The sequence below is a fragment of the Pseudomonas sp. NBRC 111132 genome, from assembly GCF_001320565.1.
Taxonomy (GTDB): Bacteria; Pseudomonadota; Gammaproteobacteria; order Pseudomonadales; family Pseudomonadaceae; genus Aquipseudomonas; species Aquipseudomonas putida_P.
The window spans coordinates 26,832-53,802 of the sequence record NZ_BCBI01000022.1 but is presented as its reverse complement, the minus strand read 5'-3'; the positions used below and the strand labels follow the sequence as shown (position 1 = coordinate 53,802).

Annotated in this window: 22 protein-coding genes and 3 tRNA genes; 15 read left to right on the top strand and 10 right to left on the bottom strand. The window is 62.3% G+C overall.

Annotated elements, in window-relative coordinates:
* Window positions 1-167: 167 nt before the first annotated feature.
* The 3 genes from APH35_RS12930 (at window position 168) to APH35_RS12920 (ending at window position 4,301) form a co-directional block, all read left to right on the top strand.
* Window positions 168-1,451, top strand: coding sequence for an OprD family porin (locus tag APH35_RS12930; RefSeq protein ID WP_012273777.1), 1,284 nt, complete (start codon window positions 168-170; stop codon window positions 1,449-1,451).
* Between the two features lie 160 nt (window positions 1,452-1,611).
* Window positions 1,612-3,327, top strand: coding sequence for a proline--tRNA ligase (locus APH35_RS12925; RefSeq protein WP_060514938.1), 1,716 nt, complete (start codon window positions 1,612-1,614; stop codon window positions 3,325-3,327).
* 20 nt (window positions 3,328-3,347) lie between these two features.
* The gene (locus APH35_RS12920) at window positions 3,348-4,301 is read left to right on the top strand and encodes a hypothetical protein (RefSeq protein ID WP_060514937.1); all 954 of its coding nucleotides are present in this window, start codon (window positions 3,348-3,350) and stop codon (window positions 4,299-4,301) included.
* Window positions 4,302-4,327: 26 nt separating this feature from the next.
* On the opposite strand, the gene dinB is transcribed toward APH35_RS12920, so the two are convergent.
* Window positions 4,328-5,386 (bottom strand): DNA polymerase IV, encoded by a 1,059-nt coding sequence (gene dinB / locus APH35_RS12915; RefSeq protein ID WP_177335372.1) that lies wholly within the window; start codon window positions 5,384-5,386, stop codon window positions 4,328-4,330.
* A 221-nt stretch (window positions 5,387-5,607) separates the two neighbouring features.
* Here dinB and APH35_RS12910 point away from each other — a divergent pair.
* From APH35_RS12910 to APH35_RS12890, 5 genes are all read left to right on the top strand, one after another.
* Window positions 5,608-5,684 (top strand) — tRNA-Met (locus APH35_RS12910).
* 134 nt (window positions 5,685-5,818) lie between these two features.
* A tRNA-Met gene (locus tag APH35_RS12905) sits at window positions 5,819-5,895 on the top strand.
* 133 nt (window positions 5,896-6,028) lie between these two features.
* Window positions 6,029-6,105 (top strand) — tRNA-Met (locus tag APH35_RS12900).
* 261 nt (window positions 6,106-6,366) lie between these two features.
* Window positions 6,367-9,009 (top strand): bifunctional lysylphosphatidylglycerol flippase/synthetase MprF, encoded by a 2,643-nt coding sequence (gene mprF, locus APH35_RS12895; protein WP_012273781.1) that lies wholly within the window; start codon window positions 6,367-6,369, stop codon window positions 9,007-9,009.
* Window positions 9,009-10,301 carry a virulence factor family protein gene (locus tag APH35_RS12890; RefSeq protein ID WP_060492652.1) on the top strand — a complete coding sequence of 431 codons (1,293 nt, stop codon included), beginning with the start codon at window positions 9,009-9,011 and terminating at the stop codon, window positions 10,299-10,301. The genes mprF and APH35_RS12890 overlap by 1 nt, the downstream gene beginning before the upstream one ends.
* A gap of 34 nt (window positions 10,302-10,335) precedes the next feature.
* On the opposite strand, the gene APH35_RS12885 is transcribed toward APH35_RS12890, so the two are convergent.
* Window positions 10,336-12,246 (bottom strand): potassium transporter Kup, encoded by a 1,911-nt coding sequence (locus APH35_RS12885; RefSeq protein ID WP_012273783.1) that lies wholly within the window; start codon window positions 12,244-12,246, stop codon window positions 10,336-10,338.
* 235 nt (window positions 12,247-12,481) lie between these two features.
* Between APH35_RS12885 and rimO the strand changes: the two genes are divergently transcribed.
* Entirely contained in the window at window positions 12,482-13,813 is a 1,332-nt protein-coding gene (gene rimO, locus APH35_RS12880) for a 30S ribosomal protein S12 methylthiotransferase RimO (RefSeq protein ID WP_060492650.1), read from the top strand.
* Between the two features lie 71 nt (window positions 13,814-13,884).
* Here the strand turns inward: rimO and APH35_RS12875 are convergent, their stop codons facing one another.
* The 4 genes from APH35_RS12875 to APH35_RS29575 form a co-directional block, all read right to left on the bottom strand.
* Entirely contained in the window at window positions 13,885-14,634 is a 750-nt protein-coding gene (locus APH35_RS12875) for a hypothetical protein (RefSeq protein ID WP_060514935.1), read from the bottom strand.
* A 54-nt stretch (window positions 14,635-14,688) separates the two neighbouring features.
* Window positions 14,689-16,458: a DUF5666 domain-containing protein gene (locus tag APH35_RS28335; protein WP_082425793.1), complete on the bottom strand. Its 1,770-nt coding sequence runs from the start codon at window positions 16,456-16,458 to the stop codon at window positions 14,689-14,691.
* Complete coding sequence (locus APH35_RS12860; RefSeq protein WP_012273787.1) at window positions 16,455-17,300, bottom strand: DUF6502 family protein; 846 nt, start codon at window positions 17,298-17,300, stop codon at window positions 16,455-16,457. The genes APH35_RS28335 and APH35_RS12860 overlap by 4 nt, the downstream gene beginning before the upstream one ends.
* An 84-nt stretch (window positions 17,301-17,384) precedes the next feature.
* Window positions 17,385-18,113, bottom strand: coding sequence for a hypothetical protein (locus APH35_RS29575; protein WP_374701332.1), 729 nt, complete (start codon window positions 18,111-18,113; stop codon window positions 17,385-17,387).
* A gap of 203 nt (window positions 18,114-18,316) precedes the next feature.
* Here APH35_RS29575 and APH35_RS12850 point away from each other — a divergent pair, with 203 nt between their 5' ends.
* From APH35_RS12850 to tsaA, 4 genes are all read left to right on the top strand, one after another.
* Entirely contained in the window at window positions 18,317-18,772 is a 456-nt protein-coding gene (locus APH35_RS12850) for a GNAT family N-acetyltransferase (RefSeq protein WP_060514932.1), read from the top strand.
* Between the two features lie 119 nt (window positions 18,773-18,891).
* Entirely contained in the window at window positions 18,892-19,602 is a 711-nt protein-coding gene (locus APH35_RS12845) for an rRNA pseudouridine synthase (RefSeq protein WP_012273790.1), read from the top strand.
* A 49-nt stretch (window positions 19,603-19,651) separates the two neighbouring features.
* Entirely contained in the window at window positions 19,652-20,113 is a 462-nt protein-coding gene (locus APH35_RS12840) for a DUF1456 family protein (RefSeq protein WP_012273791.1), read from the top strand.
* A gap of 6 nt (window positions 20,114-20,119) precedes the next feature.
* Complete coding sequence (tsaA, locus tag APH35_RS12835) at window positions 20,120-20,812, top strand: tRNA (N6-threonylcarbamoyladenosine(37)-N6)-methyltransferase TrmO (protein WP_060514931.1); 693 nt, start codon at window positions 20,120-20,122, stop codon at window positions 20,810-20,812.
* Window positions 20,813-20,875: 63 nt separating this feature from the next.
* Here the strand turns inward: tsaA and APH35_RS12830 are convergent, their stop codons facing one another.
* From APH35_RS12830 to APH35_RS12815, 4 genes are all read right to left on the bottom strand, one after another.
* On the bottom strand, window positions 20,876-22,198 hold the full coding sequence (locus tag APH35_RS12830) for a dicarboxylate/amino acid:cation symporter (RefSeq protein WP_012273793.1): 1,323 nt from the start codon (window positions 22,196-22,198) through the stop codon (window positions 20,876-20,878).
* 317 nt (window positions 22,199-22,515) lie between these two features.
* Window positions 22,516-23,862 (bottom strand): ATP-binding protein, encoded by a 1,347-nt coding sequence (locus APH35_RS12825; protein ID WP_012273794.1) that lies wholly within the window; start codon window positions 23,860-23,862, stop codon window positions 22,516-22,518.
* Entirely contained in the window at window positions 23,859-24,536 is a 678-nt protein-coding gene (locus tag APH35_RS12820; RefSeq protein WP_060492645.1) for a response regulator, read from the bottom strand. The genes APH35_RS12825 and APH35_RS12820 overlap by 4 nt, the downstream gene beginning before the upstream one ends.
* 130 nt (window positions 24,537-24,666) lie before the next feature.
* Window positions 24,667-25,272: an outer membrane protein gene (locus APH35_RS12815; protein ID WP_012273796.1), complete on the bottom strand. Its 606-nt coding sequence runs from the start codon at window positions 25,270-25,272 to the stop codon at window positions 24,667-24,669.
* A gap of 130 nt (window positions 25,273-25,402) precedes the next feature.
* Here APH35_RS12815 and APH35_RS12810 point away from each other — a divergent pair, with 130 nt between their 5' ends.
* Both APH35_RS12810 and APH35_RS12805 read left to right on the top strand, forming a co-directional pair.
* Window positions 25,403-26,194 carry a dienelactone hydrolase family protein gene (locus APH35_RS12810; RefSeq protein ID WP_060492644.1) on the top strand — a complete coding sequence of 264 codons (792 nt, stop codon included), beginning with the start codon at window positions 25,403-25,405 and terminating at the stop codon, window positions 26,192-26,194.
* Window positions 26,195-26,268: 74 nt separating this feature from the next.
* The gene (locus tag APH35_RS12805; protein WP_060492643.1) at window positions 26,269-26,970 is read left to right on the top strand and encodes a 4'-phosphopantetheinyl transferase family protein; all 702 of its coding nucleotides are present in this window, start codon (window positions 26,269-26,271) and stop codon (window positions 26,968-26,970) included.
* Window position 26,971 lies beyond the last annotated feature (1 nt).

Sequence of the window (26,971 nt, the reverse complement as noted above, 5' to 3'; positions counted from 1 at the left end):
AAAGCGACATGGCGAAAAAGTTCCGCAAAGAGTGCTTATAGCCATATCGCCAACAACAGTCAGCGTGCTATACATTTTCGCCGACATAAAAAGAAAGAGCTGCCCCATATAACTAAAACACATGGACGCAGCGGTACTCTTCCTAAAAACCAAAGGAGCAAATCACGATGCGCGTGATGAAGTGGAGCATGATCGCCCTGGCCGTTGCGGCAGGGACCTCGCAGTTGGCAATGGCCTCGGCACAAGACGAGTCCAAAGGTTTCATTGAAGACAGCAAGCTGAACGTCAAAACCCGCATGCTGTACTTCAGCCGAGACTTCCGCAACGTCCCGTCTGGCTCCCAGAGCCGCGTTGAAGAAACCGGCCTCGGCTTCCTCGGCACCTTCGAGTCGGGCTTCACCCAAGGTACCGTCGGCTTCGGCGTCGACGCCATCGGCATGCTCGGCATCAAGCTGGACAGCGGCAAAGGCCGTGCCGGCACCGGCCTGTTCCCGGAAGGCTCCGACGGTCGCTCGCAGGATGACTACTCCGAAGGCGGCGGCGCAGTGAAAATGCGCATTTCCAACACCGTGCTGAAGTTCGGCGACCAGTTCACCGCACTGCCAGTACTGGCTACCGACGACAGCCGACTGCTGCCGGAAGTTGCCGAAGGCGGCCTGATCACCAGCAACGAAATCGATGGCCTGACCCTGCACGCCGGTCACTTCACCGCGCTGAACGCACAGGCTCAGACTTACCACGACAGCCTGAACCTGACCGAGGCCAACGTCTTTGGTGGCACCTACGCCATCACCGAAAACCTCAGCACCAGCGTTTACTACTCGCGTGTCGAAGACCACTTCCGCAAGTGGTACGGCAACATCAACTGGGCGCTGCCGATCAGCGACAAGCAAGGCCTGGTGTTCGACTTCAACATTTACGACACCAAGTCGATCGGCGACAACCTGACCGGCGCATTCGTCAGCAAGTCCGACGGCAGCAACGAACTGGACAACATTGCAGCCAGCCTCTCGGCCGCCTACAACATTGGCGCACACACCTTCACCCTGGCCTACCAGAAAGTCAGCGGCGACGGTGACTATGCCTACGGCGTGGACGGTGGCGGCACGATCTTCCTGGCCAACTCGGTTGCCCGCTCCGACTTCAACGCCGAAGACGAAAAATCCTGGCAAGCGCGCTATGACCTGAACTTCGCCGAGTTCGGCGTACCAGGCCTGACCTTCATGACCCGTTACGTGCGCGGTACCGGTGCCTCCACCCGCACCACCGACGACGGTAAGGAATGGGAACGCGACATCGACGTCAAGTACGTGATGCAAAGCGGCCCGGCCAAGGACCTGAGCTTCCGCGTACGTCAGGCCACCTACCGTTCGGGCGATGGCGTGTACTACGGCTCCCCATCGATCGACGAACTGCGTCTGATCGTGGAGTACCCGCTGAGCATCCTGTAAGCCTGGCTTGCAGTGCCCCGCACTTGAAAAAGCCCGGCGATCACGCCGGGCTTTTTCTTGGCTGACAAGTGCCACGCCCTGGGGCATCCTGTACGCCTTCGTTTCGCCCCCGTACAATGCGGGGCTATTTCAACGTCTTAGGCAATCGACACGGCTAACCATGCGCACCAGTCAATATTTGCTCGCCACCCAGAAAGAAACCCCTGCCGACGCAGTGGTCATCAGCCATCAGCTCATGCTGCGTGCCGGCATGATCCGCAAACTGGCCTCCGGCCTGTACACCTGGCTGCCGATGGGCCTGCGGGTAATGCGCAAGGTCGAGGCCGTGGTGCGTGAGGAAATGAACGCCGCCGGCGCCCTGGAAGTGCTGATGCCGAGCATCCAGCCCGCCGAACTGTGGCAGGAATCCGGTCGCTGGGAGCAGTATGGCCCTGAGCTGCTGCGCCTGAAGGATCGCCACCAGCGCGACTTCTGCGTCGGCCCTACCCACGAAGAAGTGATCACCGACCTGGCCCGTAACGAGCTGTCCAGCTATAAACAGCTGCCGCTCAACATGTACCAGATCCAGACCAAGTTCCGTGACGAGATCCGCCCACGCTTCGGTTTGATGCGTGGCCGTGAATTCATCATGAAGGACGCCTACTCGTTCCATGCCGACCAGGCTTCCCTGCAGGAAACCTACGACCGCATGCACCAGGCGTACAGCAACGTGTTCACCCGCCTGGGCCTGGACTTCCGGCCTGTACAGGCCGACACCGGCTCGATCGGCGGCAGCTACTCGCACGAGTTCCACGTGCTGGCCGAGTCTGGCGAAGACGACGTGATCTTCAGCGACAGCTCCGATTACGCCGCCAACATCGAAAAGGCCGAGGCCATCCCACGTGAAACCGTGCGCCCAGCCCCTACCGAGGAACTGCGCCTGGTCGACACTCCAGACGCCAAGACCATCGCCCAACTGGTGGAAAACCACGGCCTGGCGATCGAGAAAACCGTCAAGACCTTGATCGTACGCGGCGCCGAGGAAGGCAAGCTGGTGGCCCTGGTGGTACGTGGCGACCACGAGCTGAACGAAATCAAGGCCGCCAAGCTGGAGCAGGTTGCCGACCCGCTGGTCATGGCCACCGACGCCGAACTGCGCGACGCCATCGGTGCCGGCGCCGGCTCGCTCGGCCCGCTGAACCTGCCGCTGGAGGTGGTGATCGACCGTTCGGTTGCACTGATGAGCGACTTCGGCATTGGCGCCAACATCGACGACAAACACTACTTCGGCGTGAACTGGGAGCGTGACCTGCCGGTTCCACAGGTCGCCGACCTGCGTAACGTGGTTGAAGGCGACCCGAGCCCGGACGGCCAGGGTACCCTGGTGATCAAGCGCGGTATCGAAGTGGGCCACATCTTCCAGCTCGGCACCAAGTACAGCGAAGCACTGAAGTGCCAGGTACTGGGCGAGAACGGCAAACCGGTCGTTCTGTCGATGGGTTGCTACGGCATCGGTGTGTCCCGTGTGGTCGCAGCTGCCATCGAGCAGAGCTATGACGACAAGGGCATCATCTGGAACGACGCCCTGGCGCCATTCCAGATTGCCCTGGTACCCCTGCGTTATGAAACCGACGTGGTCCGCGAGGCAACCGACAAGCTTTACACCGAACTGACCGCCGCAGGCTTCGAAGTGCTGCTGGACGACCGCGACAAGAAGACCAGCCCAGGCATCAAGTTTGCCGACATGGAGCTGATCGGCATCCCGCACCGCATCGTCGTCAGCGATCGCGGCCTGGCCGACGGCAACCTGGAGTACAAGCACCGCACCGAGCAGGACGCCCAGGCGCTGCCGCTCAATGAAGTGCTGACCTTCCTGCAGGCCCGCGTTCGCCGCTGATAACCAATGCACGAGTGATCATGTTCAAGCGAAGTACCTTTACCCTGGGGGGCGCCGCACTGTGCGGCGCCCTGCTCGTCAGCGGTTGCGCCAATCAGATGTCCCAGCGCAGCGACCATGAGGAGCGCGTCGAGCGCAAACTGCTCGAGCACACCCTGCAGATCGATGTCGGCGAGCCGAAGGTGATGGAGCTCCCGCAGCGACGTGTGCGCGTGCATGAGCAGAAGCGCTTCGAGGTCACCGAGTTCGAAGTCACCCGTCGCTATGACCGCTATACGCCTTACCAGCCCTGGCGGGAGATCTACGAGATCCCGCTGGGTGCAGTGGCCGTGGTGGCTGGTGTCGGCGCCAACGTGGTCAATGTCTTCACCTTGGGCAATCTGCCGCAAAGCATCACCCACGACTGGCTCAGCTACGGCGTGGACGGGCTCAACCCGTTCATGAACGTGCCTTCCAACGGCCGTGCGCAGCAGAACCTGGCGGGGATCAGCGAAGTGCAGAAAAGCCAGCGCGAGGAATCTACCAGCGTGCCCTGGAGCGAACGCCTGGTCGAGGTCAAGGCCGGCAAGATGACCCACGAGCTGACCACCGACAGAAATGGCGTACTGCGCCTGAACCTGCTCGACAGCCCGTTTTCCGAGCAGAACCTCAACCACGTCGGCACCCTGCACCTTCAGGTACTCGACGAAGACAATGCTGTGCGAGGTGATGCCAGCCTGCTGGTCAGTGCCACCCTGCGCAACAAGCTGCTCGAGGCTCATGAGCTGATCTTCGATGACCTCGAAGATGACGATGTCGGTCAGTGGGTACATCGGGTCAAGCGCCTGTCCGAGCTGGGCCTTGAAGAGGAGGCCAGCGAAATGGAGCAGAGCCTGATCGAGCTGACCCGCAACGATCCAGAGCTACAGCAGGAGTTTCTGCAGTCGCTGACCAAGGCCACCGGCCGGTTGGTGGCTGATCCAGGCGTGCAATAACAAATGGGGCTGCGTTGCAGCCCCATTCATTTAGGCGGGAACAGCTCCAGCTGTTCATGCGCCCCGCGCAAGTCGCGCAACCTCACCCCTACCCCTAGCAAGCGCACCGGCTTGCTACCTCGGGCGAACGCCTGCCCCAGCAACTGCCGATAACTCTCCAGGTCCCGGCCCGCCCCCGCCTGTTCCATGGTGGTCTGGCTGAAGTCATGAAACTTGACCTTAACGAACGGTTTGTCCGGCCGGTAACTGTTGTCCATGCGGGCAAGACGTTCGTTCAGGCTATCCAGCAGCTCTGGCAGCCGCGCCAGACAACTGGCCAGGTCTGGAAGGTCGGTGTCGTAGGTGTTTTCCACGCTGACCGACTGGCGTCGGCTGTCGTTGTGTACCGCACGCTCATCGATACCCCGCGCCAGCCCCCACAATCGCTCACCAAAACTGCCAAACTCGCGCACCAGCGCCAGCCGTGACCACTCACGCAACTCCAGACAGGTTTCGATACCCAGTCGCGTCAGCTTGTCGGCCGTCACCTTGCCCACCCCATGCAACCTGGCCACCGGCAAGGCTGCAACGAACGCCTCCACTTCAGCCGGGGTAATCACGAACAGCCCATTGGGCTTACGCCAGTCACTGGCGATCTTGGCCAGAAACTTGTTCGGCGCCACCCCCGCCGACACGGTGATATGCAGGGTGCGGGCAACACGCCGGCGAATATCCTCGGCGATGCGCGTGGCACTGCCCGAATACCACTGGCTGTCGCTCACATCCAGGTAGGCTTCGTCCAACGACAAAGGCTCGATCAGCTCTGTGTAGTCGCGAAAAATGCTGTGAATTTCCCGCGAGGCCTCACGGTAGGCTTCAAAGCGCGGCTTTACGATCAACAGATCGGGGCACAGCTTCAGCGCATGCCGCGACGACATGGCCGAGCGTACCCCATAGGCACGCGCTTCATAATTGCAGGTGGCAATTACCCCACGATGATCGGGCGAGCCCCCCACCGCCATGGGCCGCCCGGCCAGGCGCGGGTCGTCACGCATTTCGATCGCGGCGTAGAAGCAATCGCAGTCGACGTGGATGATCTTGCGCAAGGACATGGACGACCGTCAGCACTGTAAATTCATACAGATAGTATCGCATGCACCCTGCACTGAAACAGCTCACCCGCATCGCCACACGATAATCGGCCTGAAAGCCCCGCCGCGCCTGTGCCGAATACTGTTCTCAAGCGCTAAGGGTTTGAACAAAAAAGCTTTTTCCAAAACAATTGCTTGACACCAGGAAGTAAATCCGTAGAATTCGATCTCACAGGCGCGGGATGGAGCAGCCTGGTAGCTCGTCGGGCTCATAACCCGAAGGTCGTCGGTTCAAATCCGGCTCCCGCAACCAGATTCGAGAAAAGGCCACTGTTAACGCAGTGGCCTTTTTCTTTGCCCGCTGAAAAGCGTTTTCGAAAAAATCTCGAGAAATCAAAGCTTAGCGCTTGACATACCCCCCACAAGCTGTAGAATCCGCCCCACTGACGCGGGATGGAGCAGCCTGGTAGCTCGTCGGGCTCATAACCCGAAGGTCGTCGGTTCAAATCCGGCTCCCGCAACCAGATTCAAGAAAAGGCCACTGTTTACACAGTGGCCTTTTTCTTTGTCCGCGAAAAAGTGTTTGCGAAAAACTTCGTAAAATCAACGCTTGGCGCTTGACACCCAACCAGCAAGCTGTAGAATGCGCACCTCTGACGCGGGATGGAGCAGCCTGGTAGCTCGTCGGGCTCATAACCCGAAGGTCGTCGGTTCAAATCCGGCTCCCGCAACCATATTCGTCAGAACAAACCCCGCCTGTGTAACAGCAGCGCGGGGTTTGTTGCTTTATGCCTCCCTGTTATTCGTCGCCTCGTTTCCCCCTCCCTTCAAGCCAACCCGCAGGCTTGATGCGTTGTGCCCAGGATGAACTATCTTTAACCCTGCCAGGCCGCTGAAAGCGCATGAGGCCGGAGTAACATTGGATACGTTTTCCTAAGGGACTTCCACTTGGCCGCACCTTTCCTTTACCTCGCGCAACTCGCCCGGGGTTGTTCATGACTTCGCACAATCCCGAACCTCCGGTGCCGCTCGCCTCGGCGCTGCCCGGTGCCGTGCAGCGTCTGCCTTTGCTTGAGCGCCTGAGTCGCTACCGCCAGCCCATTGGCCTGGTCGTGACCCTGTTGCTGTTCACCATGGCCTTGATCGCCTGCCGCCACTTGCTCAGCGAGCTGGACATCTATGCCTTGCACGATGCCATGCTCAGCGTGCCAACCCAGTCTTTGCTGGGTGCCTTGCTGGCAACGGTTGTCGGCTTCGTGATTCTGCTGGGCTACGAGTGGTCGGCCAGCCGCTATGCCGGCGTGAAGCTGCCAGCACGCAGCCTGGTACTGGGCGGTTTCAGCGCCTTTGCCATCGGTAACGCCATCGGCCTGTCGATGTTATCCGGCGGCTCGGTTCGCTACCGCCTGTATGCACGCCAGGGGCTTGGTGCTGGCGAAGTCGCCCGCATGACCGTGTTTGCCAGCCTGTCACTGGGCTGCGCGCTGCCGCCCTTGGCCGCTTTGGCGACCTTGAGCAACCTGCCGGCGGCTTCGACTGCACTGGGGTTGGCGCCCGGGCTGCTGGCAGGTATCGCCAGCGCGGTGCTGATAGCGTCCGTCTTGCTGGTCATTGGCTTATACCGTCGACGGCTGGCCGAGCAACCGCTGGCCAACAACCTGCTCGTTCAACTGGGCCGGCGTACACTTCGCCTGCCTGATGCTCGCCTGGCCGCCCTGCAACTGCTGATCACCGCGCTGGATGTGGCGGCGGCCGCCACCGTGCTGTACCTGCTGCTGCCCGAAGCGCCCCCTTTCGGCGCATTCGTGCTGGTGTACCTGCTGGCCCTGGCTGCGGGTGTGCTCAGCCACGTACCGGGCGGCGTCGGGGTGTTCGAAGCGATTTTGTTGGCGGCCTTTGCCGACCAGCTCGGTGCCGCACCGCTGGCGGCTGCCCTGCTGCTGTACCGGCTGATCTATGTGGTCCTGCCACTGCTGCTGGCCTGTGTGCTGCTGTTGGCCAATGAAGCCCGACGCCTGCTGTTCGCGCAACAGGCCATCAAGGCCGCCTCGGGGCTGGCCGCACCGATCCTGTCGATCCTGGTGTTCCTGTCTGGCGTGGTGCTGCTGTTTTCGGGTGCCACACCCGAGATCGACACGCGCCTGGAGCACATGGGCTTTTTGGTCCCGCACCGGCTGATCGATGCCTCGCATTTCGGCGCCAGCCTGATCGGCGTGCTGTGCCTGCTGCTGGCACAGGGCTTGCGCAGGCGCCTGTCCGCCGCCTGGCTGCTGACCACCGTGCTGTTGCTGGTCGGCGCCCTGCTGTCACTGCTGAAGGGCTTTGATTGGGAAGAGGCCAGCCTGCTGACCTTCACCGCCACCCTGCTCGCCCTGTTCCGTCGCTCGTTCTACCGCCCCAGCCGTCTGCTGGAACTCCCCTTCTCGCCGGTGTTCCTGGTGGCCAGCGCCTGTGCGGTAGGTGCATCGGTGTGGCTGCTGCTGTTCGCCTACCAGGATGTGCCCTACAGCCATCAGCTGTGGTGGCAGTTCACCCTCGATGCCGACGCCCCGCGGGGCCTGCGCGCCGCCATGGGCAGTGCATTGCTGCTGGCTGCCGTGGCGCTGACTTGGCTGCTGCGCACCGCGCCGCCAGTGATCCACCTGCCCGATGAAGAAGAGCTGCAACGCGCCAACCGTATCCTGCTGGCCTCCGATCAGCCCGACGGCGGCCTGGCACTGACCGGCGACAAGGCATTGCTGTTCCACCCGCGTGACAATGCATTCCTCATGTACGCCCGGCGCGGCCGCAGCCTGGTGGCGCTGTACGACCCGATCGGCCCGGCTCAGGAACGCGCCGAGATGATCTGGCAGTTCCGCGACCTGTGCGACCTGCACCACGCCCGGCCGGTGTTCTACCAGGTACGTGCGGAAAACCTGCCGTTCTACATGGACATCGGCCTGACCGCCCTGAAGTTGGGCGAGGAAGCCCGGGTCGACTTGCGCCGCTTCGACCTTGAAGCCAAGGGCAAGGAGATGAAAGACCTGCGCTACACCTGGAACCGCGGCGGGCGCGATGGCTTGACCCTGGAAATCCATGAACCCGGCCACGCCCCGCTGGCTGAGTTGAAGGAAATTTCCGATGCCTGGCTCGGCGGCAAGAACGTGCGCGAGAAAGGCTTCTCGCTGGGGCGCTTCAGCCCGGACTACCTGCAGCATTTCCGCATAGCACTGATCCGCTTCCAGGGGCGCCCGGTGGCTTTCGCCAACCTGCTGGAAACCCATGGCAACGAACTGGCCAGCCTCGACCTGATGCGTGCGCACCCCGAGGCGCCAAAGCTGACCATGGAATTCATGATGATTGGCTTGATCCTGCATTACAAAAGCCATGACTACGGGCGTTTCAGCCTGGGCATGGTACCGCTGTCCGGCCTGCAACCACGGCGTGGCGCGCCTTTGACCCAGCGTTTGGGCTCGATGGTGTTCCGCCGTGGCGAGCAGCTTTACAACTTCCAGGGGCTTCGCCGCTTCAAGGACAAATTCCAACCGGATTGGGAACCCCGCTACATGGCCGTGCCGGCCGGGCTCGACCCGCTGGTGGCACTGGCCGACACCGCCGCCCTGATCGCAGGCGGCCTGACTGGATTGGTGAAACGTTGATGACCCGACGCTTTTGGCTGTACCTGCTGGTTCCCTTGCTGCTGGCCGCCCTGGGTGGTGCGCTGGCGTTCTGGCTGTGGACGCGCCCGGCCCCCGAGGCGCGCCTTGAGCAATTGAGCATCAATGACACCAGCATCACCCGGGCTACCCCAGGCGTGCACCCCAAGGCCCGGGTGGCCATCGGCGTGCCACAGGATCAGGCACTGACCGACAAGCAACTGCTGGACCTGAGCCAAGCCGGCGAAGCCCAGCTGGTGCAGGTGATCTTGCCGCCTAACGACTGCAGCAAGCAGCAACAGGTCATGGATCAGGCCCTTGCCGCGCTACCAGAAAAACCGACGCTGGTAGCCGGTATCGGCCCTGGCGCCGCCCAGGCCTGGCGCTGGCTGGCCAGCCAGAACGATGACAAGGCCCGGGCAATTTCCGTGGACTTCACCGTCGAACAACCCGGCTGCCAGGCACCGCTGCCTAAATCGGCTGCCCATGGCCACTGGAGTGTCGCCTGGAACGACAACCCGGATGACGCCAGCGCCGCCTTCGTGCGCGACCAGGCCAATGCCGAAACCAGCATCAGCGACTACGACATCCACCTGCCACAAGTGCTCAAGGCGCAACTGACCCAAGCCCTGGTCGGCCACGACGGCAATGCCCTGGCCATCCCGGTGGTCGAGGTACCGGCTGGGCAGACCACCGACACGGTCACCCTGTTCCTCTCCGGTGATGGTGGCTGGCGCGACCTCGACCGCGACGTGGCCGGGGAAATGGCCAAGCTGGGCTACCCGGTGGTGGGCATCGACACGCTGCGCTACTACTGGCAGCACAAGACTCCGGAGCAAAGCGCCGCCGACCTGTCCGAACTGATGCAGCACTACCGGCAGAAATGGGGTACCAAGCGCTTCGTGCTGACGGGTTATTCATTCGGTGCTGACGTGTTGCCAGCCATCTACAACCGCCTGCCACCAGAAGACCAACAGCGCATCGATGCCGTGATGTTGCTGGCGTTTGCCCGCAGTGGCAGCTTCGAGATCGAGGTCGAGGGCTGGCTGGGCAAGGAAGGCCAGGAAGCGCCAACCGGGCCGGAAATGGCCAAGTTGCCAGCATCCAAGGTGGTGTGTGTGTATGGCGTCGAGGAAACCGACGAGAGTGGCTGCACGGAGAAGACCGCAGTAGGTGAACGCCTGAAACTGCCAGGGGGGCACCACTTCGACGAAAATTACCCGGCGCTGGCCAAACGCCTGATTGGCGAGATCGAGACCCGCCAGGGCAAATCGAGCGTGGCTGAGCAGAACTGACAATGATTGGGGCCGCTTTGCGGCCCCTTGGCATTCAGATCTCGACCTGAGTTCCCAGCTCGATCACTCGGTTGAGTGGCAGGTTGAAGAAGCGCAGGTTGCCGTTGGCATTCTTCAACAGGAACGCAAACAGGTTGCCTCGCCAGCGCGACATCCCTTCCAGCCGCGACGCGATCACCGTCTCGCGGCTGAGGAAGTAGGTGGTGCGCATCGGCGTGAAGTCCAGGTCATCCAGATGACACAGCTTCAACGCCGCCGGCACGTCCGGCTCATCCATGAAACCGAAGTGCAGCAACACGCGGAAGAATCCGTCGCCGTAGGCCTCTACCTCGAAACGCTCATGCTCTGGCACCCGTGGCTGGTCTTCGCTGACCACGGTCAGCAGCACAACCTGGCTGTGCAGCACCTGGTTGTGCAGCATGTTGTGCAACAGTGCATGCGGCACGGCATCGGAACGTGCGGTCAGGAATACCGCCGTACCTTCAACCCGGTGCGGCGGCTGAATGCGGATACTGCTGATGAACAGCGGTAACGGCAGTGCGCCTTCGTCGATGCGCTCCACCAGAATCTGCTTGCCGCGCTTCCAGGTGCTCATCAGCAGGAACAGTACACCGCCAGCCAACACCGGGAAGGCACCGCCCTGGACGATTTTCGGCACGTTGGCGGCGAAGAACAGCCCGTCGACGAACAGGAAGCCCATCAGAAGCGGCACGGCGAGCACCGGCGGCCACTTCCACAGCAGCAGCATCACCGCCGACACCAGGATGGTGGTCATCAGCATGGTACCGGTCACCGCCACCCCGTAGGCCGCAGCCAGAGCGCCTGACGACTCGAAGCCGATCACCAGCAACACAACACCCACCATCAGCGTCCAGTTCACCGCGCCAATGTAGATCTGCCCCTGTTCGTCGCTGGAGGTGTGCTGGATCTGCATGCGCGGGATGTAACCCAGCTGAATGGCCTGGCGAGTCAGGGAAAACGCCCCGGAAATGACCGCCTGCGAGGCAATCACCGTGGCCATCGTGGCCAACCCGACCAACGGCAACAGCGCCCAGCTCGGTGCCAGCAGGTAGAAGGGGTTACGTGCTGCCTCCGGGTTTTGCAGCAGCAGTGCACCCTGGCCGAAATAGTTGAGCACCAGCGCGGGTAGCACCAGGATGAACCAGGCCCGGGCGATCGGCTTGCGGCCAAAATGCCCCATGTCGGCGTACAGCGCCTCGGCACCGGTCAGCGCCAGCACCACCGCGCCGAGAATGGCCACGCCCATGCCGGGGTGCACCACGAAGAAGTTCACCGCCCAGCCTGGGTTGAAGGCCTTGAGCACTTCCGGGCTCTGCGAGATGCCATGCACACCGAGCGCGCCCAGCACCACGAACCAGGTGACCATGATCGGGCCGAACAGTTTGCCGATCGTCTCGGTACCGTGCTTCTGCACCAGGAACAGTGCCACCAGTACCACCAGCGAAATCGGCACTACCCAATGGTCGATACCGTCAAACGCCAGGCCCATGCCCTCCACTGCCGACAGCACCGATACTGCCGGGGTGATCATGCTGTCGCCATAAAACAACGAAGCGCCGATCAACCCGCAAATCACCATCAGCGTGCGCAGCCGCGGATAGGCCGCCGTGGCCCGTCGCGCCAGCGCGGTCAGGGCCATGGTGCCGCCCTCGCCCTGGTTGTCGGCGCGCAGGATGAACATCACGTACTTGAACGAAACCACCCACAGCAGCGACCACAGGATCAGCGACAGGATCCCCAGCACACCATCATGGTTGACCGGCACCCCATAACCGCCGGTAAAAACTTCCTTGAGGGTATACAACGGGCTGGTGCCGATATCGCCATAAACCACCCCGACCGCCGCCACGAGCAGGCCCAGCGACCGGGCTGCCCCCTGCTTGCCCTCGTGCCCGCCCTCAGCGTGACTGCTTGCCTGAACCATCGACCACTCCCGCACACGGCCATCACGGCCCTTGGTAATCACTCTGCTACCAGGCCCATGAAGGTACGCTGGCGCAACGGCGCGAAGCATAGCGCAGCGTTCGTCGTATTTCTGCTGGTCAAGCGCTCTTGCGCTCGCTAGAATTGCGCACTTTTTGATCAGAGGCGCCCAAAGCGCCCGTCAAGATCGCCCGCGATTCCGGCCGGGCGACCTGCATTCAATACCGAGGTTAGTCATGTCCACCACGCCCGCCACCCCCAAGGTAGGTTTCGTAAGCCTGGGTTGCCCAAAAGCCCTGGTCGATTCCGAGCGCATCCTGACCCAGCTGCGCATGGAAGGCTATGAAGTCGTGCCCACCTACGAGGACGCCGACGTTGTGGTGGTCAACACCTGCGGCTTCATCGACAGCGCCAAGGCCGAGTCGCTGGAAGTGATCGGCGAAGCGATCAAGGAAAACGGCAAGGTCATCGTTACCGGCTGCATGGGCGTAGAAGAAGGCAGCATCCGCGACGTGCACCCGAGCGTGCTGTCGGTCACCGGCCCGCAGCAGTACGAGCAGGTAGTCAACGCCGTGCACGAAGTGGTGCCGCCGCGTCAGGACCACAACCCACTGATCGACCTGGTGCCGCCACAGGGTGTCAAGCTGACCCCGCGCCACTATGCGTACCTGAAAATTTCCGAAGGCTGCAACCACAGCTGCAGTTTCTGCATCATCCCGTCGATGCGCGGCAAGCTGGTCAGCCGCCCGGTGGGCGAAGTGCTGAGCGAGGCCGAGCGCCTGGTGAAGGCTGGCGTGAAGGAGATCCTGGTGATTTCCCAGGACACCAGCGCCTACGGCGTCGACGTCAAGTACAAGACCGACTTCTGGAATGGCCGCCCGGTCAAGACCCGCATGCTTGAGCTGTGCGAAGCGCTGAGCAGCCTGGGCGCCTGGGTCCGTCTGCACTACGTGTACCCATACCCGAACGTGGACGACGTGATCCCGCTGATGGCCGCCGGCAAGATCCTGCCGTATCTGGACATCCCGTTCCAGCACGCCAGCCCGAAAGTGCTCAAGTCGATGAAGCGCCCGGCCTTCGAAGACCGCACCCTGGCGCGCATCAAGAACTGGCGCGAGCAGTGCCCTGAGCTGGTGATCCGCTCTACCTTCATCGTCGGCTTCCCGGGCGAGACCGAGGAAGACTTCCAGTACCTGCTGGACTGGCTGACCGAGGCCCAGCTCGACCGCGTTGGCTGCTTCCAGTACTCACCGGTGGAAGGCGCCCCGGCCAACGACCTGGGCCTGGAAGAAGTGCCGGACGACATCAAGCAAGAGCGCTGGGACCGCTTCATGGCCCACCAACAAGCCATCAGCACCGCCCGCCTGCAACTGCGCATCGGTAAGGAAATCGAGGTGCTGATCGACGAAGTCGAGGAGCAGGGTTCGGTTGGCCGCAGCTTCTTCGATGCCCCGGAAATCGACGGCAGCGTGTTCATCGACGGTGACCATGGTTTCAAGCCAGGCGACAAAGTGCGTTGCCGTGTCGTGGATGCCGACGAATACGACATGTGGGCAGAGCCCATCTAAAACGCCTGAAACATGAAAAGCCCCTGCCCCGGCATTCCCCACCAGGAACTACCGGCGCAGGGGCTTTTTTGTCAGAACGAGTGAAAAAGCATCAGGCCGCCCTCGGCATCCGGGCTGGCATCCGAGAAGCCTTTGACCGCGTAGAGTTGTACTTTCCACTGCTGGTTGAGCTTGTGGGTGAGGAACAGCGTCAGTTCCTGGATCTGCGATCCGGTCGAGACCACTTTTTGCCGCCAATCATAGGAAGCACCTGCCGAAGTGCCCGCAGCCACGGGTAGCGCAAAGCCAAGGCTGGCAAATACCGGGTCGTCGAAGTTGCTGTCGGGTGGGTCACCGAACTTCTTCCAGCCCAGCGTGGCGAACCCGGTGACCAGGCCAAAGCCCTTGGTGATGTCGACCTGGGCGGTGTAGTCGTACTCACCGGTGCCCAGGCACTGGTCTTCATCGGCGGTGGGGAATTTGACCTTGCCGATCAGGTCCAGCATCAGGCCACCGTCACTGCCATCGAGCAGCGCATAGCCGGCGCTGGCAACCGTGTCGCCTAGCCCGCTTTCCACGTCCCGGCAACCGCCAGGCAAGGGGTCACCACTGGGGCCGACTTCGGGGTTGGTGATGCGCAACCAGGGCACAGTTACCTTGTAGGTCATAGGGCCGGTCTCGTACTTGCCGACCACCGGCATGTACCAGATTTCCGACGTGGTGCCGGTGCCATAGTCGCCACTTGAATAGTCCATGCCGATGGCGGCACTGAAGGTATCGGCCAAGGCCGAGGCACTGGTGCATGACAGCAAGCAAGCGAAAAGAGGGAGCGCTGGTCTCATCTGCACCTCAGTACCCTTTTGGGAAGTGTGGTCGGACTTACCCAGCCTAGTTGGCTAACGCCCGGATCGCTCTGGATGCTCGACTTTTTCGGCAGTCTCGACCTTTTCCGGCTTTTCGACTTTCTCGATTTTTTCTACTTTCTCCGGCAGCTCAACTTTCTCTACCTTTTCGACTCTTTCTACTTTCTCAACCTTCTCAACTTTTTCAGGCTTTTCGACTTTCTCTACCTTTTCTACTTTCTCTACTTTCTCTACTTTCTCTACTTTCTCTACTTTCTCTACTTTCTCTACCTTCTCTACCTTCTCTACCTTCTCTACCTTCTCTACCTTCTCTACCTTCTCTACCTTCTCTACCTTCTCTACCTTCTCTACCTTCTCTACCTTCTCAGGCTTTTCGACCTTTTCGCCCTTATCGACCTTCTCGACCTTTTCGACTTCGACCTTTTCCACCCGATCAGAACTTCCGCTGTTACTCCGCTCGGCCTGCTCCACAGCGTCGAGGTGTTCCGACTTTCCAGATTTTTCCACGCCACCCCCGCTGCCATGGCCACTGGAGTCGTCAACGGCACTGCGCCCACGGTGATCATCACTGGCTTCATTGCGCACGCTGGTCGCATCGCTTGCGCCATGATCACTGTTGCTGGAGCCGCCGGAGCTGCTCCTTTCCTGCTCGCCATCGTGCCCCGAATGGCTTCTGTCCGGATTGTCGATACGGTCTCCCTGGAACTCCACACGGGTTGCCCGCAACTCGTGAGTACCACTGAGTACCCCGCTTACCCGCACACGTTGATCAAGCGCCAACGTCGCAGGCTGCCTGCCAACAATTACAGTGCCTTGCCCCAACGTCACATTGATGCCTGCAACCACCAGTTGCCGTGCCTGAGTGCGCTGCACCAAACCTTCGACCACTGCCTGCTGGACTCGGCCAGCAAAAGGCAGGCTCGGGTCGGGGCGGGTTTGCGCCACTTCCAGCTGGCGCCCGGTCCACTGGCCGCGCACCAGCACTTCCCGTGCAGGTGCCACACGGGTACCCAGCTTCAACCCCTGAAGGTTGCCAGCACGATCTACCGCACCGATGGCGCTGGCCTCCCTCAACCCCGGAGCCCGTTCGATACGGGTCGCCACCACTTCGCCCCGGGCATCGCGCAGGCCGCTGACCCTCACGGGCTCGCCCGGGCGCAACCCTTCAGCCACTCGCGCGCCAGCGGCAAGCCGCACAGGTTGGCCCATGACTCGCAGGGGGGCCGAGGCATTGGGCAGCGCCGTTAGCGGCCCTTCGAAGACGTTGAGGATCGAAATGCGCCCTGCTTGCAGACCACGCTGTGTGGCGAACGCCTCCACCGCCACCACTTGCCCGATCGCCAGGTGACCACTGCTGGCAGGCGCCCCGTTTTCACTCACCGGTACGTCCTTGCCATAGTGCACCTCCATGCCATTGACGCAGATCGAGGCGAACCCGGTGATAGTGCCGACAATACCTGTGCCGCCCGTACCGCCCGGGCGCTGGATCGGCGCACCGGTACCGCCTACCCCACCGTGGCTGTGATCGAAGTAGGTACCATCCACACCTTCCGCCACCGCCCCAGTACCACCCGTGCCACCGGGGCGTTGCTGGAGTGGCGCGCCGGTACCACCGACACCACCCGCCCTGGCCCCGGTACCGCCCACGCCGCCGGGAAACTGCATACCTGCAGCACCGGCCATACCCACCTCGTCCCGGCTGACACACACCGGCGCCGCAACCACCTCGGCAGGCGCTATCAGGTTCAACCCGAAAACCAGGGCGAACGTGACAGCACTGAGGCAGCGCGCAAGAAGAGTCATGGGCCGGGTGTCTTCGACGAATCGGGATCGGTAGCTTCAGTGTAGAAATAAAGCCCGACAGTGATGCGCTGGCGTTGCTCGGCACTGGGCTCATCGACGCTTTCCAGCTCGGCTGCAAGGTGGCTGAAGGCAAGCAGCGTCTGCATGCCATCCTTGGCGACCACCTCACGCACATGCTCGACACTTGCCAGGCTCAGGGCGTCGTAGTGCACGCTACGTTCAAAAAATGGTTGGCCGTCGTCACTGAGGTTGTGCACTGCTGCGCAGGCATGGTCATGCAGGTTGTGGCCGAAGTAGGCGGCTTTTTCATCAAAGCCCTTTTGCGGCACGAATGCCTGAGCTTGCAGGTGAACGCAATCCTGCTCGTCGAGCCGCACCACACCCAGGCGCAACCATTCATCCAGCACCACCCGGCCGCGGATATCGGTGCTGACCTTGGCCACCAGGGCATCAAATGAGCAATCCCCCCCCACGCTGGCCAGCCTCGGCAGCGCCAGTGCCTGACCAGGTACGGAACAGAATGGCGCAGTGGTAGTCCAGACGCTGACCAGCTGTGCGCCTAGCGTGATATTCGCGGGCAGGGCCGCAAGCACCGTATCGCCCTCGCTGCGCAGCCGTCGAACATCTTTACGATGTACGCCTGTAAGCAGGCTGATGCGGCTGTCACTTGGTGCGGTGTCGTTCAGACGAAACTCGCGATGCGCAACCTCGACGAACACTTCCTTGAGCAGGTCGGCGAACATCGTGTAGGTCACCCCCTTGCGTAGCATCAAACGCACCAAAGGGCGCATGACACGCCGCAGCGCGCTTAACATCGAGGGGGGTAAGGCGGGCGATTGCATTGAGCGCATTCCTTGACATATGAATCCTGCTCATACAAAACCCGTCCGCTGGGTTTTGTACGGGCCGCTTCGAATCAGCGCCAATCAGCTTCTGCTGTTGTCATCACCCGGTTCGCCACCCACATGGTTGCCGTGATCATCGCCAGGTTCACCACCAACATGATTGCCGTGATCATCGCCAGGCTCGCCGCCGACATGATTGCCATGATCATCCCCGGGCTCACCGCCAACATGGTTGCCATGATCGTCACCGGGCTCACCGCCAACGTGGTTGCCGTGATCATCACCGGGCTCACCACCCACGTGATTGCCATGATCGTCACCTGCTTCAGCATGACTGCTGCTGCGCCCAGAGTTCGAGTTGCCGTCGTGGCCCTGGCCATCATGGCCGCTGCCACTGTTGCCGTTGCCGGCATGGCCGCCGCCGTCGCCTCCACTGCCGTGGCCGCCGCCACTGCCACTTCCACCGCCACCACCGTGGCCACCGCCGCCGCTTCCGCCGCCACCACCGTGGCCACCGCCGCCGCTTCCGCCGCCACCACCGTGGCCACCGCCGCCGCTTCCGCCGCCACCTCCGTGACCTCCGCCGCCGCCGCTTCCGCCGCCACCTCCGTGACCTCCGCCGCCGCCGCTTCCGCCGCCACCTCCATGGCCACCGCCACCGCCGTGGCCACCACCGCCACCACCGCCGTCTTTGGCGTAGGCACTGGAGCCATGAGTAATCGAATCAGGGATCAAGACAATGGATGTCGACAGCACGCCCGCTACGGCAGCCGCGAGTAAAGCCTTCTTGAACAGCAGGTGGATTTGCATAGTCCGTCTCCAGGTCTTCGCCACGAGAACGCCAAATCAGTCAGGAATTCTGCTTTCGGTTTTTTCTTTTCTTTTCTTTGCGTGGGATTTTTTCCCACGTTTAATTAATAGACCTCCATACCCCGAGCTTCAAGCGCTGCGCGAACCAGCCGACCGGTGGTTGGCCTGCTATGTTTTCCCTACCGTCACGGAGGAATACCGGTATGCCTGCGCTACTGACGCTGCAAACCCCGCGCTTGTGCGACTACAGCGAATTGGTACAGGTATGGGAGGATTCGGTACGCGCCACCCACGACTTCCTGCCAGAGAGCTACATCCTGCTGCTGCGCGAACACGTGCTGCGCCGCTACCTCGACGCAGTGATGCTGATTTGCTGCAAGGACCGCCAACGGATCTGCGGTTTCGCCGGGGTCGCCAACGGGCGGGTGGACATGCTGTTCGTCGCACCTACCCACCGTGGCCAGGGTGTTGGCAAGCGCCTGCTGCGCTATGCCATCAACGAACTGAATGCCGAGTGCCTGGACGTCAACGAACAAAACCCGCAAGCGCTGGGCTTCTACCTGCATGAAGGATTTGAAGTCATCGGCCGTTCGCAAACCGATGGCTTGGGCCAGCCCTACCCTCTGCTGCACATGAGGTTGGTGCGAAGCGTACCTTGAGGTGGCGCCTGAATGTGCCGCGCCAAGTGTCCAAAATGGCGCATCTGACACAGATTCCCATCATCAATCGCGCACGGGCAGGTACAATGGAGGTCTTTCCCTGCCTTGCGAATTGCCCCATGTCCGAACCCGTCCGCCTGTCCAAACGCCTCATCGAGCAGCTCGGCTGCTCCCGCCGCGAGGCCGAGCAGTACATTGAAGGAGGCTGGGTTACTGTCGATGGCGTGGTGGTCGAGCAGCCGCAGTTCAAAGTCGAACAGCAGCGCGTCGAGCTGCTGCCGGGCGCCCGTGCCGAAACCCTGGAGCCAGTGACCCTGCTGCTGAATCAGCCGGCCGGCGTGGACAGCGAAACCGCTCGTGCCAGCATGAACATGGCTAGCCTCAGCGAAGCCCACCGCGAAGGCGTGCGCGCCCTGCACGGGCATTTTGCCCGGCAGGACTGCGTGGCACCGCTGGAGCGTGGGGCCAGCGGCCTGCAGGTGTTCACCCAGGACTGGCGGGTAACCCGCAAAGTCGAGGCGGACCTGCGTCGCCTGGAGCAGGAATTCATCGTTGAAGTGCGCGGCGAGACCACGCCTCAGGCACTGGAGCGCCTGGCGCGCGGGGCCACGCGCAATGACCGCGAGCTGCCCAAGGCCAAGGCCAGTTGGCAGAACGAGACCCACCTGCGCATGGTGTTGAAAAACCCACAACCAGGGCAGATTTCCGAGCTTTGCGCCTACCTGCGCCTGGAGCTCATAAGCATGCGCCGCATTCGCCTGGGTGGCGTGTCCATGGGCAAGCTGCCTTTGGGCCAATGGCGCTACCTGGCCACTACCGAACGTTTCTAAGCAATGCGCCGCGCTGGAACGCGCGGCACCTGAACAGGATTCTGCAGCAATGAACCACAACGACGTCCTGCGCAGCCTGCGCTACATGCTCAAGGTGAACGACGCCAAGATGGCCGAGATCATCGGCCTCTCTGGCCTCGAAGTGAACCCGCTGGTGCTGGCCACCTACCTGAAAAAAGAAGAAGAGGAAGGCTTCGTGCGCTGCCCTGAACGGGTGATGGCGCACTTTCTCGACGGCCTGGTAATACACCGCCGTGGCAAGGACGACAGCCGCCCGCAGCAGCCGGTCGAGCTGCCGGTGACCAATAACCAGATCCTCAAAAAACTGCGGGTGGCCTTCGAGCTCAAGGAAGAGGACCTGCACGCGATCCTCAAGTCGGTCAACTTCCCGGTCAGCAAGCCTGAGCTCAGCGCACTGTTCCGCAAGGCTGGCCACGATAACTACCGCCCTTGCGGCGACCAGTTGCTGCGCAACTTCCTGAAGGGCCTGACCCTGCGCGTGCGCGGCTGAGTGGCCATGCAGCATACGGTTGCCCCGGTCGGCATCGTCCGCTCCTGTTTCAAGGAGAAGTTCGCCATCCCGCGCCAACCCCAGCTGGCGCCTGCCGCGCGTGGTGTACTCGAACTGCTGCCACCGTTCGACCAGGGTGATGCGGTCGAGGGCCTGGAGCAGGTCAGCCATGTCTGGTTGCTATTTCTGTTCCACCAGGCCCTGGAGGACAAGCCGCGCCTGAAGGTGCGGCCACCGCGCCTGGGCGGCAACAAAAGCATGGGGGTGTTCGCTACCCGCGCCACCCACCGGCCCAATGGTATCGGCCAGTCGGTGGTGCGCCTGGACGGCGTGGAGCCCGGGCGCCTGCTGCTGTCAGGCATCGACTTGCTCGACGGCACGCCGGTGCTGGACATCAAACCCTATGTGCCCTACGCCGACAGCATCGCTGGCGCCAGCAACCAGATGGCCAATGCAGCGCCTGTGGCAATTGCCGTGCAGTGGGCCGACAACGCCCTGCCCCAGGCCCGCGAGCATGCCTTGCGCCTGGGCGAGCCGCTGGTGGAGCTGATCGAGCAATGCCTGGCGCAGGACCCACGGCCGGCTTATCAGGTACCTCCGGCCGAGCGGGTTTACGGGGTGAGGTTCTGGGACGTGCAGGTGAGGTGGCATTACCCGCAGCCGGACTCGATCCGGGTGCTGGAGGTTGTGCTGGCCTGACGCGAAGACCGCGCATGAAAAAGGCGACCCTGGGGTCGCCTTTTTCGTTTTACCGCAGCGCGATCAGCGAGCCGGGCCTTCGGCCACACCCAGGTCGTCGGTCGGACGCGCATCGACCAGCGGCGCACCACCGGAAGCCAGTTCCGAAGCCAGCTTGTCGTTGTCCATTTCCTTGACCCACTTGGCCACTACCACGGTAGCAACGGCGTTGCCCACCAGGTTGGTCAGGGCGCGGGCTTCGGACATGAAGCGGTCAATGCCGAGGATCAGCGCCAGGCCGGCAACCGGCAGGTGGCCAACGGCCGACAGGGTTGCGGCCAGGACGATGAAGCCCGAACCGGTAACGCCGGCAGCACCTTTGGAAGCTACCAACAGCACCAGCAGCAGGGTGATCTGGTGAGTGATGTCCATGGTGGTGTCGGTCGCCTGAGCGATGAACACCGCAGCCATGGTCAGGTAGATCGAGGTACCGTCCAGGTTGAACGAGTAACCGGTCGGGATGACCAGGCCCACCACCGACTTCTTCGCGCCCAGGCGCTCCATCTTGGCCAGCATGCGTGGCAGGGCCGACTCCGAGGACGAAGTACCCAGTACGATCAGCAGTTCTTCACGGATGTAGCGGATCAGCTTGAGTACGCTGAAACCGTGGGCACGGCAGATACCGCCCAGCACCACCAGCACGAACAGCAGGCAGGTGATGTAGAAGCAGGCCATCAGGTAGCCCAGCTGCACCAGCGAGCCAACGCCGTACTGGCCGATGGTGAAGGCCATGGCACCGAAGGCGCCGATCGGGGCAAGCTTCATGATCATGTTGATGATGTTGAACATGACATGGGCGAAGCGGTCGATCATGTCCAGCAACGGCTTGCCGTAGCTGCCCAGGCGGTGCAGGGCGAAGCCGAACAGCACCGAGAACATCAGCACTTGCAGGATGTCGCCGTTGGCGAAGGCGCCGACCACGGTGTTGGGGATGACGTTGAGCAGGAAGCCGACGGTGGTCTGCTGCGCGCCGGCGGCGGCATAGGCAGCCACGCTGCTGGCATTCAGGGTGCTGACGTCGATGTGCATGCCAGCGCCGGGCTTGACCACGTTGACGACGACGAGGCCGATGATCAGGGCGATGGTGGAGACGATTTCGAAATACAGCAGCGCGTAGCCGCCAGTCTTGCCGACCGACTTCATACTCTGCATGCCGGCGATGCCGCTGACCACGGTACAGAAGATGATCGGGGCGATGACCATCTTGATCAACTTGACGAAGCCGTCACCCAGGGGTTTGAGGGCGACGCCCGTTTCCGGGTAGTAGTGGCCGAGCAGGATGCCGATGGTGATGGCAATGATCACCTGGACATACAGGGATTTGTACAGCGGCTGACGTGTCGTCATGGCTCATTTTCCTCAAGTGTGCCGGTTCACCCTTCCCAGGGTGGTGGGGCACCTGAATCGCTAACCCTCCTGCACTTGGAGGGATTTGTCGTTGTGTTCGAGCTGCCTGGGCAGGCCTCTGCGAAGTTCAATAGCAAGGGTGGTGCCAAAATGCCCACGAAGGGTGCAAGGGCCGTATTTGCTAGGGATAAATGCCCAACGACAGGGCGATTTGGCGGAGGAAGGCTGGCGGATTTCCGCCCGATGGCGGGATTTGTACAGGGGGGCTGGCGGAAATCCGCCCTTGCTGGGCCGCCCTTGGTGGGAGGCCAGCGAAATCAATCGAGATTGAAGGTGATCCTGAACGCCGCGCCGCCCAAAGGCGAATCCCCCAGGCTCAGCTCGGCGTCATAGCTGTCGACGATATCCTTGACCACCGCCAACCCGATGCCCTGCCCCGGGTGCTGGCTGTCCAGCCGCTCCCCGCGCTCGAGAATACGCTCACGCTGGTCGGCGGGCACCCCCGGCCCATCGTCCTCGATGCACAAGGTCAACTGCCCTGGCGTCTGCTCCAGGCTCACCCGCACCTGGCCCAGACTCAGCCGGTAGGCGTTTTCCAGCAGGTTGCCGAGCATTTCCAGCAACGCACCCTGCTCCATCGGCACCTGCGCCGCATCGGGCAACGCCAGCACCACGCTCACCCGTTTATCCCGGTAAACCTTGGCCAAGGTGCTGCACAGGCTGTCGAGCAGCGGCCGCAACCTCACGCTGTGGCGTACCAGGCCACTCTTACGCAGGCTGGCACGTTGCAGTTGGTAGTCGATCTGCTGGCTCATGCGCTCGATCTGGCTTTGCAGCACCCGCGCCTGCTCGCGCTCGCCGCTGCGTTGCTGCAGGCTTTCACCCACGCCCTGCAGCACTGCCAGCGGCGTCTTCAGGCTGTGTGCCAGGTCATCCAGCGAGTCACGGTAGCGCGTGCGTTGCTCACGCTCACTGCGCAACAGGCGGTTGAGCGAGCGGGTCAGGCGCAGCAGCTCGCGAGGGTGCTCGCCGCTCAGGCCCTCGCGCACGCCCGATTCCACCTCGTCCAGCTCATGGCTTAGCCGGCGCAACGAGCGCAGGCCCCAGGTCAAGCCAGCCCACAGCAGCACCATGAGCGCCAGCAATGCAGCGCCGAACCCCAGGTAGAGCTTTTCGCGCAGGCCATTGAGGGTAGCCTTGTACTCACTAAGCGGTTGCAGGGCGACAATGCTGTAAGCGGCGCTCTGACCACCCAGCAGCTTGATCTCGACGTCGTACACGAAGAACTCTTCGCCGTCGGACTGGTGAATGCGGGCGAACTCGTTGCCGCGCCCGTCATAGCGCGGGCGGTAGTTGATGTGCCGGTCAGCGGTGGCACGCGACTGCCAGACCAGGTTGCCATCACGGTCGAAAATATAGCCAAGCAGCCCGGTGTACGGCAGGTTATAGCGCTCGTCCGGGAGCAACGCAGGCATCTGCAACTGCCCATGTTCGATACGCGCAGCGGAAATCAACGTGGTCACATCCGAAGCCAGGCGCTGCTCGATCGATTCCTGCAGGGCCAGGCTGAAGGCCTTTTGCAAGGCCGGCAGCAGTGCCAGCATGAACAGCAGTGCCAACACTGCGGCAGCCAGCATCAGGCGCACCCGCAGCGAGCGGATCATCGGCAGCGCTCGGTGAACAGATAGCCCAGGCCACGCACCGTGTCGATGGGTTTGAAGCCGTGCGCGCCTTCAAGCTTGCGGCGCAGGCGGCCAACCAGCACTTCTATGACATTGGGGTCGCGCTCCTCATCCCCAGGGTACAGCTGCTCCATCAGTCGGTCCTTGGCCACTACCTGCTGATGATGGCGCATGAGGTATTCGAGAATGCGGTATTCGTAGGCGGTCAGTGCCAAAGGCTGTTCGTCGAGGGTGGCCTGCTTGCGGTTGAGGTCGAGCACCAAGGGGCCTGCGGCAATGGTTGACTGGGTAAAGCCACTGGAGCGGCGCAACAGGGCATTGAGCCGCGCTTCGAGCTCTTCGAACTGAAACGGCTTGACCAGGTAGTCGTCGGCACCGGCGGCCAGGCCTTCGACCTTATCCTGCCAGTTGCCTCGAGCGGTAAGGATAAGAATGGGGAAGGTCTTGTCCTGGCTGCGCAGGCGCGTGATCAGCTCCAGTCCACTGATACCAGGCAGGCCCAGGTCGACGATGGCCAGGTCGAAGTGGTATTGCCCAGCCTGGTACAGCGCCTCCTCGGCGTCGGCAACGGCTTCGACCACATGGCCACTTTCGCCCAGGCGGGTGTAGAGGTGATGGCGAAGCAGGGCTTCGTCCTCGACCACCAGCAGTTTCATGTGCAGCTCCTTGTGTGTATTGCCTATACCGGCCTCTTCGCAGCACAAGGCTGCTCCTGCAGAAACATCACCCCTGCAGGAGCAGCCTTGTGCTGCGAACGGGCCGGTACAGGATAACGCGGCTCGCCGATCAGAACTTGTAGCTTGCTGCCAGATAGGTCTGCGCGCTGCTGGTCAGGCGCAGAGTGCCGTCCTTCGGCCCGCCATGCGCACCCACTTCGGTTGCAGCATTGGTGCGCAGGTAACGGTAGCCCAGTTCGACCGAGGCCTTGTCGGTGATGTCCTGAATCACGCCGGCCTGCAGGCCGTAGGCATAACCGTAGTCGGTATCGCGGCTGGCGCCTGGCGACTCCTGGCTGAGCTTGGTCATGCCCAGGCTGCCACCGCCGAACAGTTTGGTGGTATCGCCCACCGGCAGGAACAGGTCATAGCTGCCCAGCAGGTTTTCCTGGCGCAATTTCAGGCCGCTGTGGTCGCCCGAGACATTGTCATAGGTCATGTAGTAGCGGCCTTGGTCGTTGATCTTGCCCACACGCACACCCCAGGTGTTGTCCTTGCCAATGATACCGTCGGCGTTGAGGTGGTCGGTGTTGCGCTGCAGCAGGCCGGATTTGCGAACTTTGTCGCTGGTCTGGCCGTAGGTCAGGCTGGCGAAGTTATCGTCTGCGGCCTGGGCGGAGGTGATGCCAGCGGCGCAGACGGCCATGGCGGCAAGCAGGGTATTGAAGGTTTTCATGGCTGGATACTCCAGTTGGGTGCGCTGTTTCGGTCTGGAAGCTAGAGTAAGCAGGGCACCCTGAACCGCGACTGAACCCTGGCTGAACCCCGGCTGAACGAACCGATTGCAGAACAAGGAGTAGTGACCCATGCGTGCCCTGCTGGCCTTGACCCTGATGTGCAGCGCCGTCCTCGCCCAAGCGGCGGTACAAACCCGCGAAATCCCCTACCAGGATGCCGACGGCAACCGCCTGGTCGGCTATTACGCCTACGATGATGCCGTCGAGGGCAAGCGCCCCGGCATCGTCGTGGTGCATGAATGGTGGGGGCTGAACGACTACGCCAAGCGCCGTGCCCGCGACCTGGCAGCACTGGGCTACAACGCGCTGGCCATCGATATGTATGGCGACGGCAAGCACACCGAGCACCCGCAGGACGCCCAGGCGTTCATGGCCGAAGCGATGAAAGACCCGGCAGCGGCAGCCAGGCGCTTCGACGCCGGCCTCGAGCTTTTGAAGCTGCAACCGAACACCAACAAGCATGAGCTGGGTGCTGTCGGCTATTGCTTCGGTGGCAAGGTGGTCCTCGATGCCGCGCGGCGCGGCGAAAAACTGGACGGTGTGGTGAGCTTTCATGGCGCCCTGGCCACCCAGACCCCGGCAAAACCTGGCGTGGTGCGGGCCGATATCCTGGTCGAGCATGGTGCGGCGGACAGCATGGTCACGCCGCAGCAGGTTGAGGCGTTCAAGGCCGAGATGGATGCTGCGAAGGCCAACTACCAGTTCGTCAGCATTGAAGGCGCCAAGCACGGGTTTACCAACCCCGATGCTGACCGGCTGAGCCATGGCGACCATGGTGGGCCCGACATTGGCTATAACAAGGCGGCGGACGAAAGCTCCTGGGCGGATATGCAGGCGTTCTTCAAGAAGGTATTCAAATAAAGATTGTCGCGGGCCGCTTGCGGCCCCAGCAATCCCACCTCCCACACCGCCGCTGCGGCTGGCACAATAGCGCCATGAACACTCTCCCAGCCTGCTGCGCCCCACTCCAGCACCACTGGCCCTTGCCCCGCCCGCTGCCCGGCGCGGTGCTGGTCAGTTGCACGTTCGACCCTACCCGCCTGGCACCCGACGATTTCCAGCGCGCCGGCATCGTGCCAAGTGCCAGCCTGCAACGCTCGGTGGCCAAGCGCCAGGCCGAGTACCTGGCCGGTCGCGTATGTGCCCGCGCCGCGCTGCAGCGCCTGGACGGCCGCGACTACGTACCGGCTACCCATGAGGACCGCTCGCCCATCTGGCCAGCCGGCATTCACGGTTCGATCACCCATGGCCAGGGCTGGGCCGCCGCAGTGGTCGCCGCCGAAGGCAGTTGCCAAGGCCTTGGGCTGGATCAGGAAGCCCTGCTCGATGACGAGCGTGCCGAGCGGCTGATGGGCCAAATTCTCACCGCGGCCGAGCTGGAGCGCCTGGACAGCCACCAGCTCGGCCTGACGGTAACCCTGACCTTCTCGTTGAAGGAAAGCCTGTTCAAGACCCTCTACCCGCTGACCCACCAGCGCTTCTACTTCGAGCACGCCGAAGTACTCGACTGGTCCGCCGAAGGCCTGGCGCGCCTGCGCCTGCTCACCGACCTGTCGCCGCAATGGCGGCACGGCGCTGAGCTTCAGGGCCAGTTCTGCCTGCAGGACGGCCACTTGCTGAGCCTGGTCAGCGTCTGAC

Bases quoted from the DNA above. Each gene is read 5' to 3' on its own strand.
- APH35_RS12815 (WP_012273796.1), bottom strand. From the start codon at position 25,272: ATGAAAACCTTCAATACCCTGCTTGCCGCCATGGCCGTCTGCGCCGCT.
- APH35_RS12875 (WP_060514935.1), bottom strand. From the start codon at position 14,634: ATGAGACCAGCGCTCCCTCTTTTCGCTTGCTTGCTGTCATGCACCAGT.
- APH35_RS12810 (WP_060492644.1), top strand. From the start codon at position 25,403: ATGCGTGCCCTGCTGGCCTTGACCCTGATGTGCAGCGCCGTCCTCGCC.
- APH35_RS12920 (WP_060514937.1), top strand. From the start codon at position 3,348: ATGTTCAAGCGAAGTACCTTTACCCTGGGGGGCGCCGCACTGTGCGGC.
- APH35_RS12840 (WP_012273791.1), top strand. From the start codon at position 19,652: ATGAACCACAACGACGTCCTGCGCAGCCTGCGCTACATGCTCAAGGTG.
- APH35_RS12825 (WP_012273794.1), bottom strand. From the start codon at position 23,862: ATGATCCGCTCGCTGCGGGTGCGCCTGATGCTGGCTGCCGCAGTGTTG.
- rimO (WP_060492650.1), top strand. From the start codon at position 12,482: ATGTCCACCACGCCCGCCACCCCCAAGGTAGGTTTCGTAAGCCTGGGT.
- mprF (WP_012273781.1), top strand. From the start codon at position 6,367: ATGACTTCGCACAATCCCGAACCTCCGGTGCCGCTCGCCTCGGCGCTG.
- APH35_RS12925 (WP_060514938.1), top strand. From the start codon at position 1,612: ATGCGCACCAGTCAATATTTGCTCGCCACCCAGAAAGAAACCCCTGCC.
- APH35_RS28335 (WP_082425793.1), bottom strand. From the start codon at position 16,458: ATGACTCTTCTTGCGCGCTGCCTCAGTGCTGTCACGTTCGCCCTGGTT.
- tsaA (WP_060514931.1), top strand. From the start codon at position 20,120: ATGCAGCATACGGTTGCCCCGGTCGGCATCGTCCGCTCCTGTTTCAAG.
- APH35_RS12850 (WP_060514932.1), top strand. From the start codon at position 18,317: ATGCCTGCGCTACTGACGCTGCAAACCCCGCGCTTGTGCGACTACAGC.
- APH35_RS29575 (WP_374701332.1), bottom strand. From the start codon at position 18,113: ATGCAAATCCACCTGCTGTTCAAGAAGGCTTTACTCGCGGCTGCCGTA.
- APH35_RS12890 (WP_060492652.1), top strand. From the start codon at position 9,009: ATGACCCGACGCTTTTGGCTGTACCTGCTGGTTCCCTTGCTGCTGGCC.
- APH35_RS12885 (WP_012273783.1), bottom strand. From the start codon at position 12,246: ATGGTTCAGGCAAGCAGTCACGCTGAGGGCGGGCACGAGGGCAAGCAG.
- APH35_RS12830 (WP_012273793.1), bottom strand. From the start codon at position 22,198: ATGACGACACGTCAGCCGCTGTACAAATCCCTGTATGTCCAGGTGATC.
- APH35_RS12805 (WP_060492643.1), top strand. From the start codon at position 26,269: ATGAACACTCTCCCAGCCTGCTGCGCCCCACTCCAGCACCACTGGCCC.
- APH35_RS12860 (WP_012273787.1), bottom strand. From the start codon at position 17,300: ATGCAATCGCCCGCCTTACCCCCCTCGATGTTAAGCGCGCTGCGGCGT.
- APH35_RS12845 (WP_012273790.1), top strand. From the start codon at position 18,892: ATGTCCGAACCCGTCCGCCTGTCCAAACGCCTCATCGAGCAGCTCGGC.
- APH35_RS12930 (WP_012273777.1), top strand. From the start codon at position 168: ATGCGCGTGATGAAGTGGAGCATGATCGCCCTGGCCGTTGCGGCAGGG.
- APH35_RS12820 (WP_060492645.1), bottom strand. From the start codon at position 24,536: ATGAAACTGCTGGTGGTCGAGGACGAAGCCCTGCTTCGCCATCACCTC.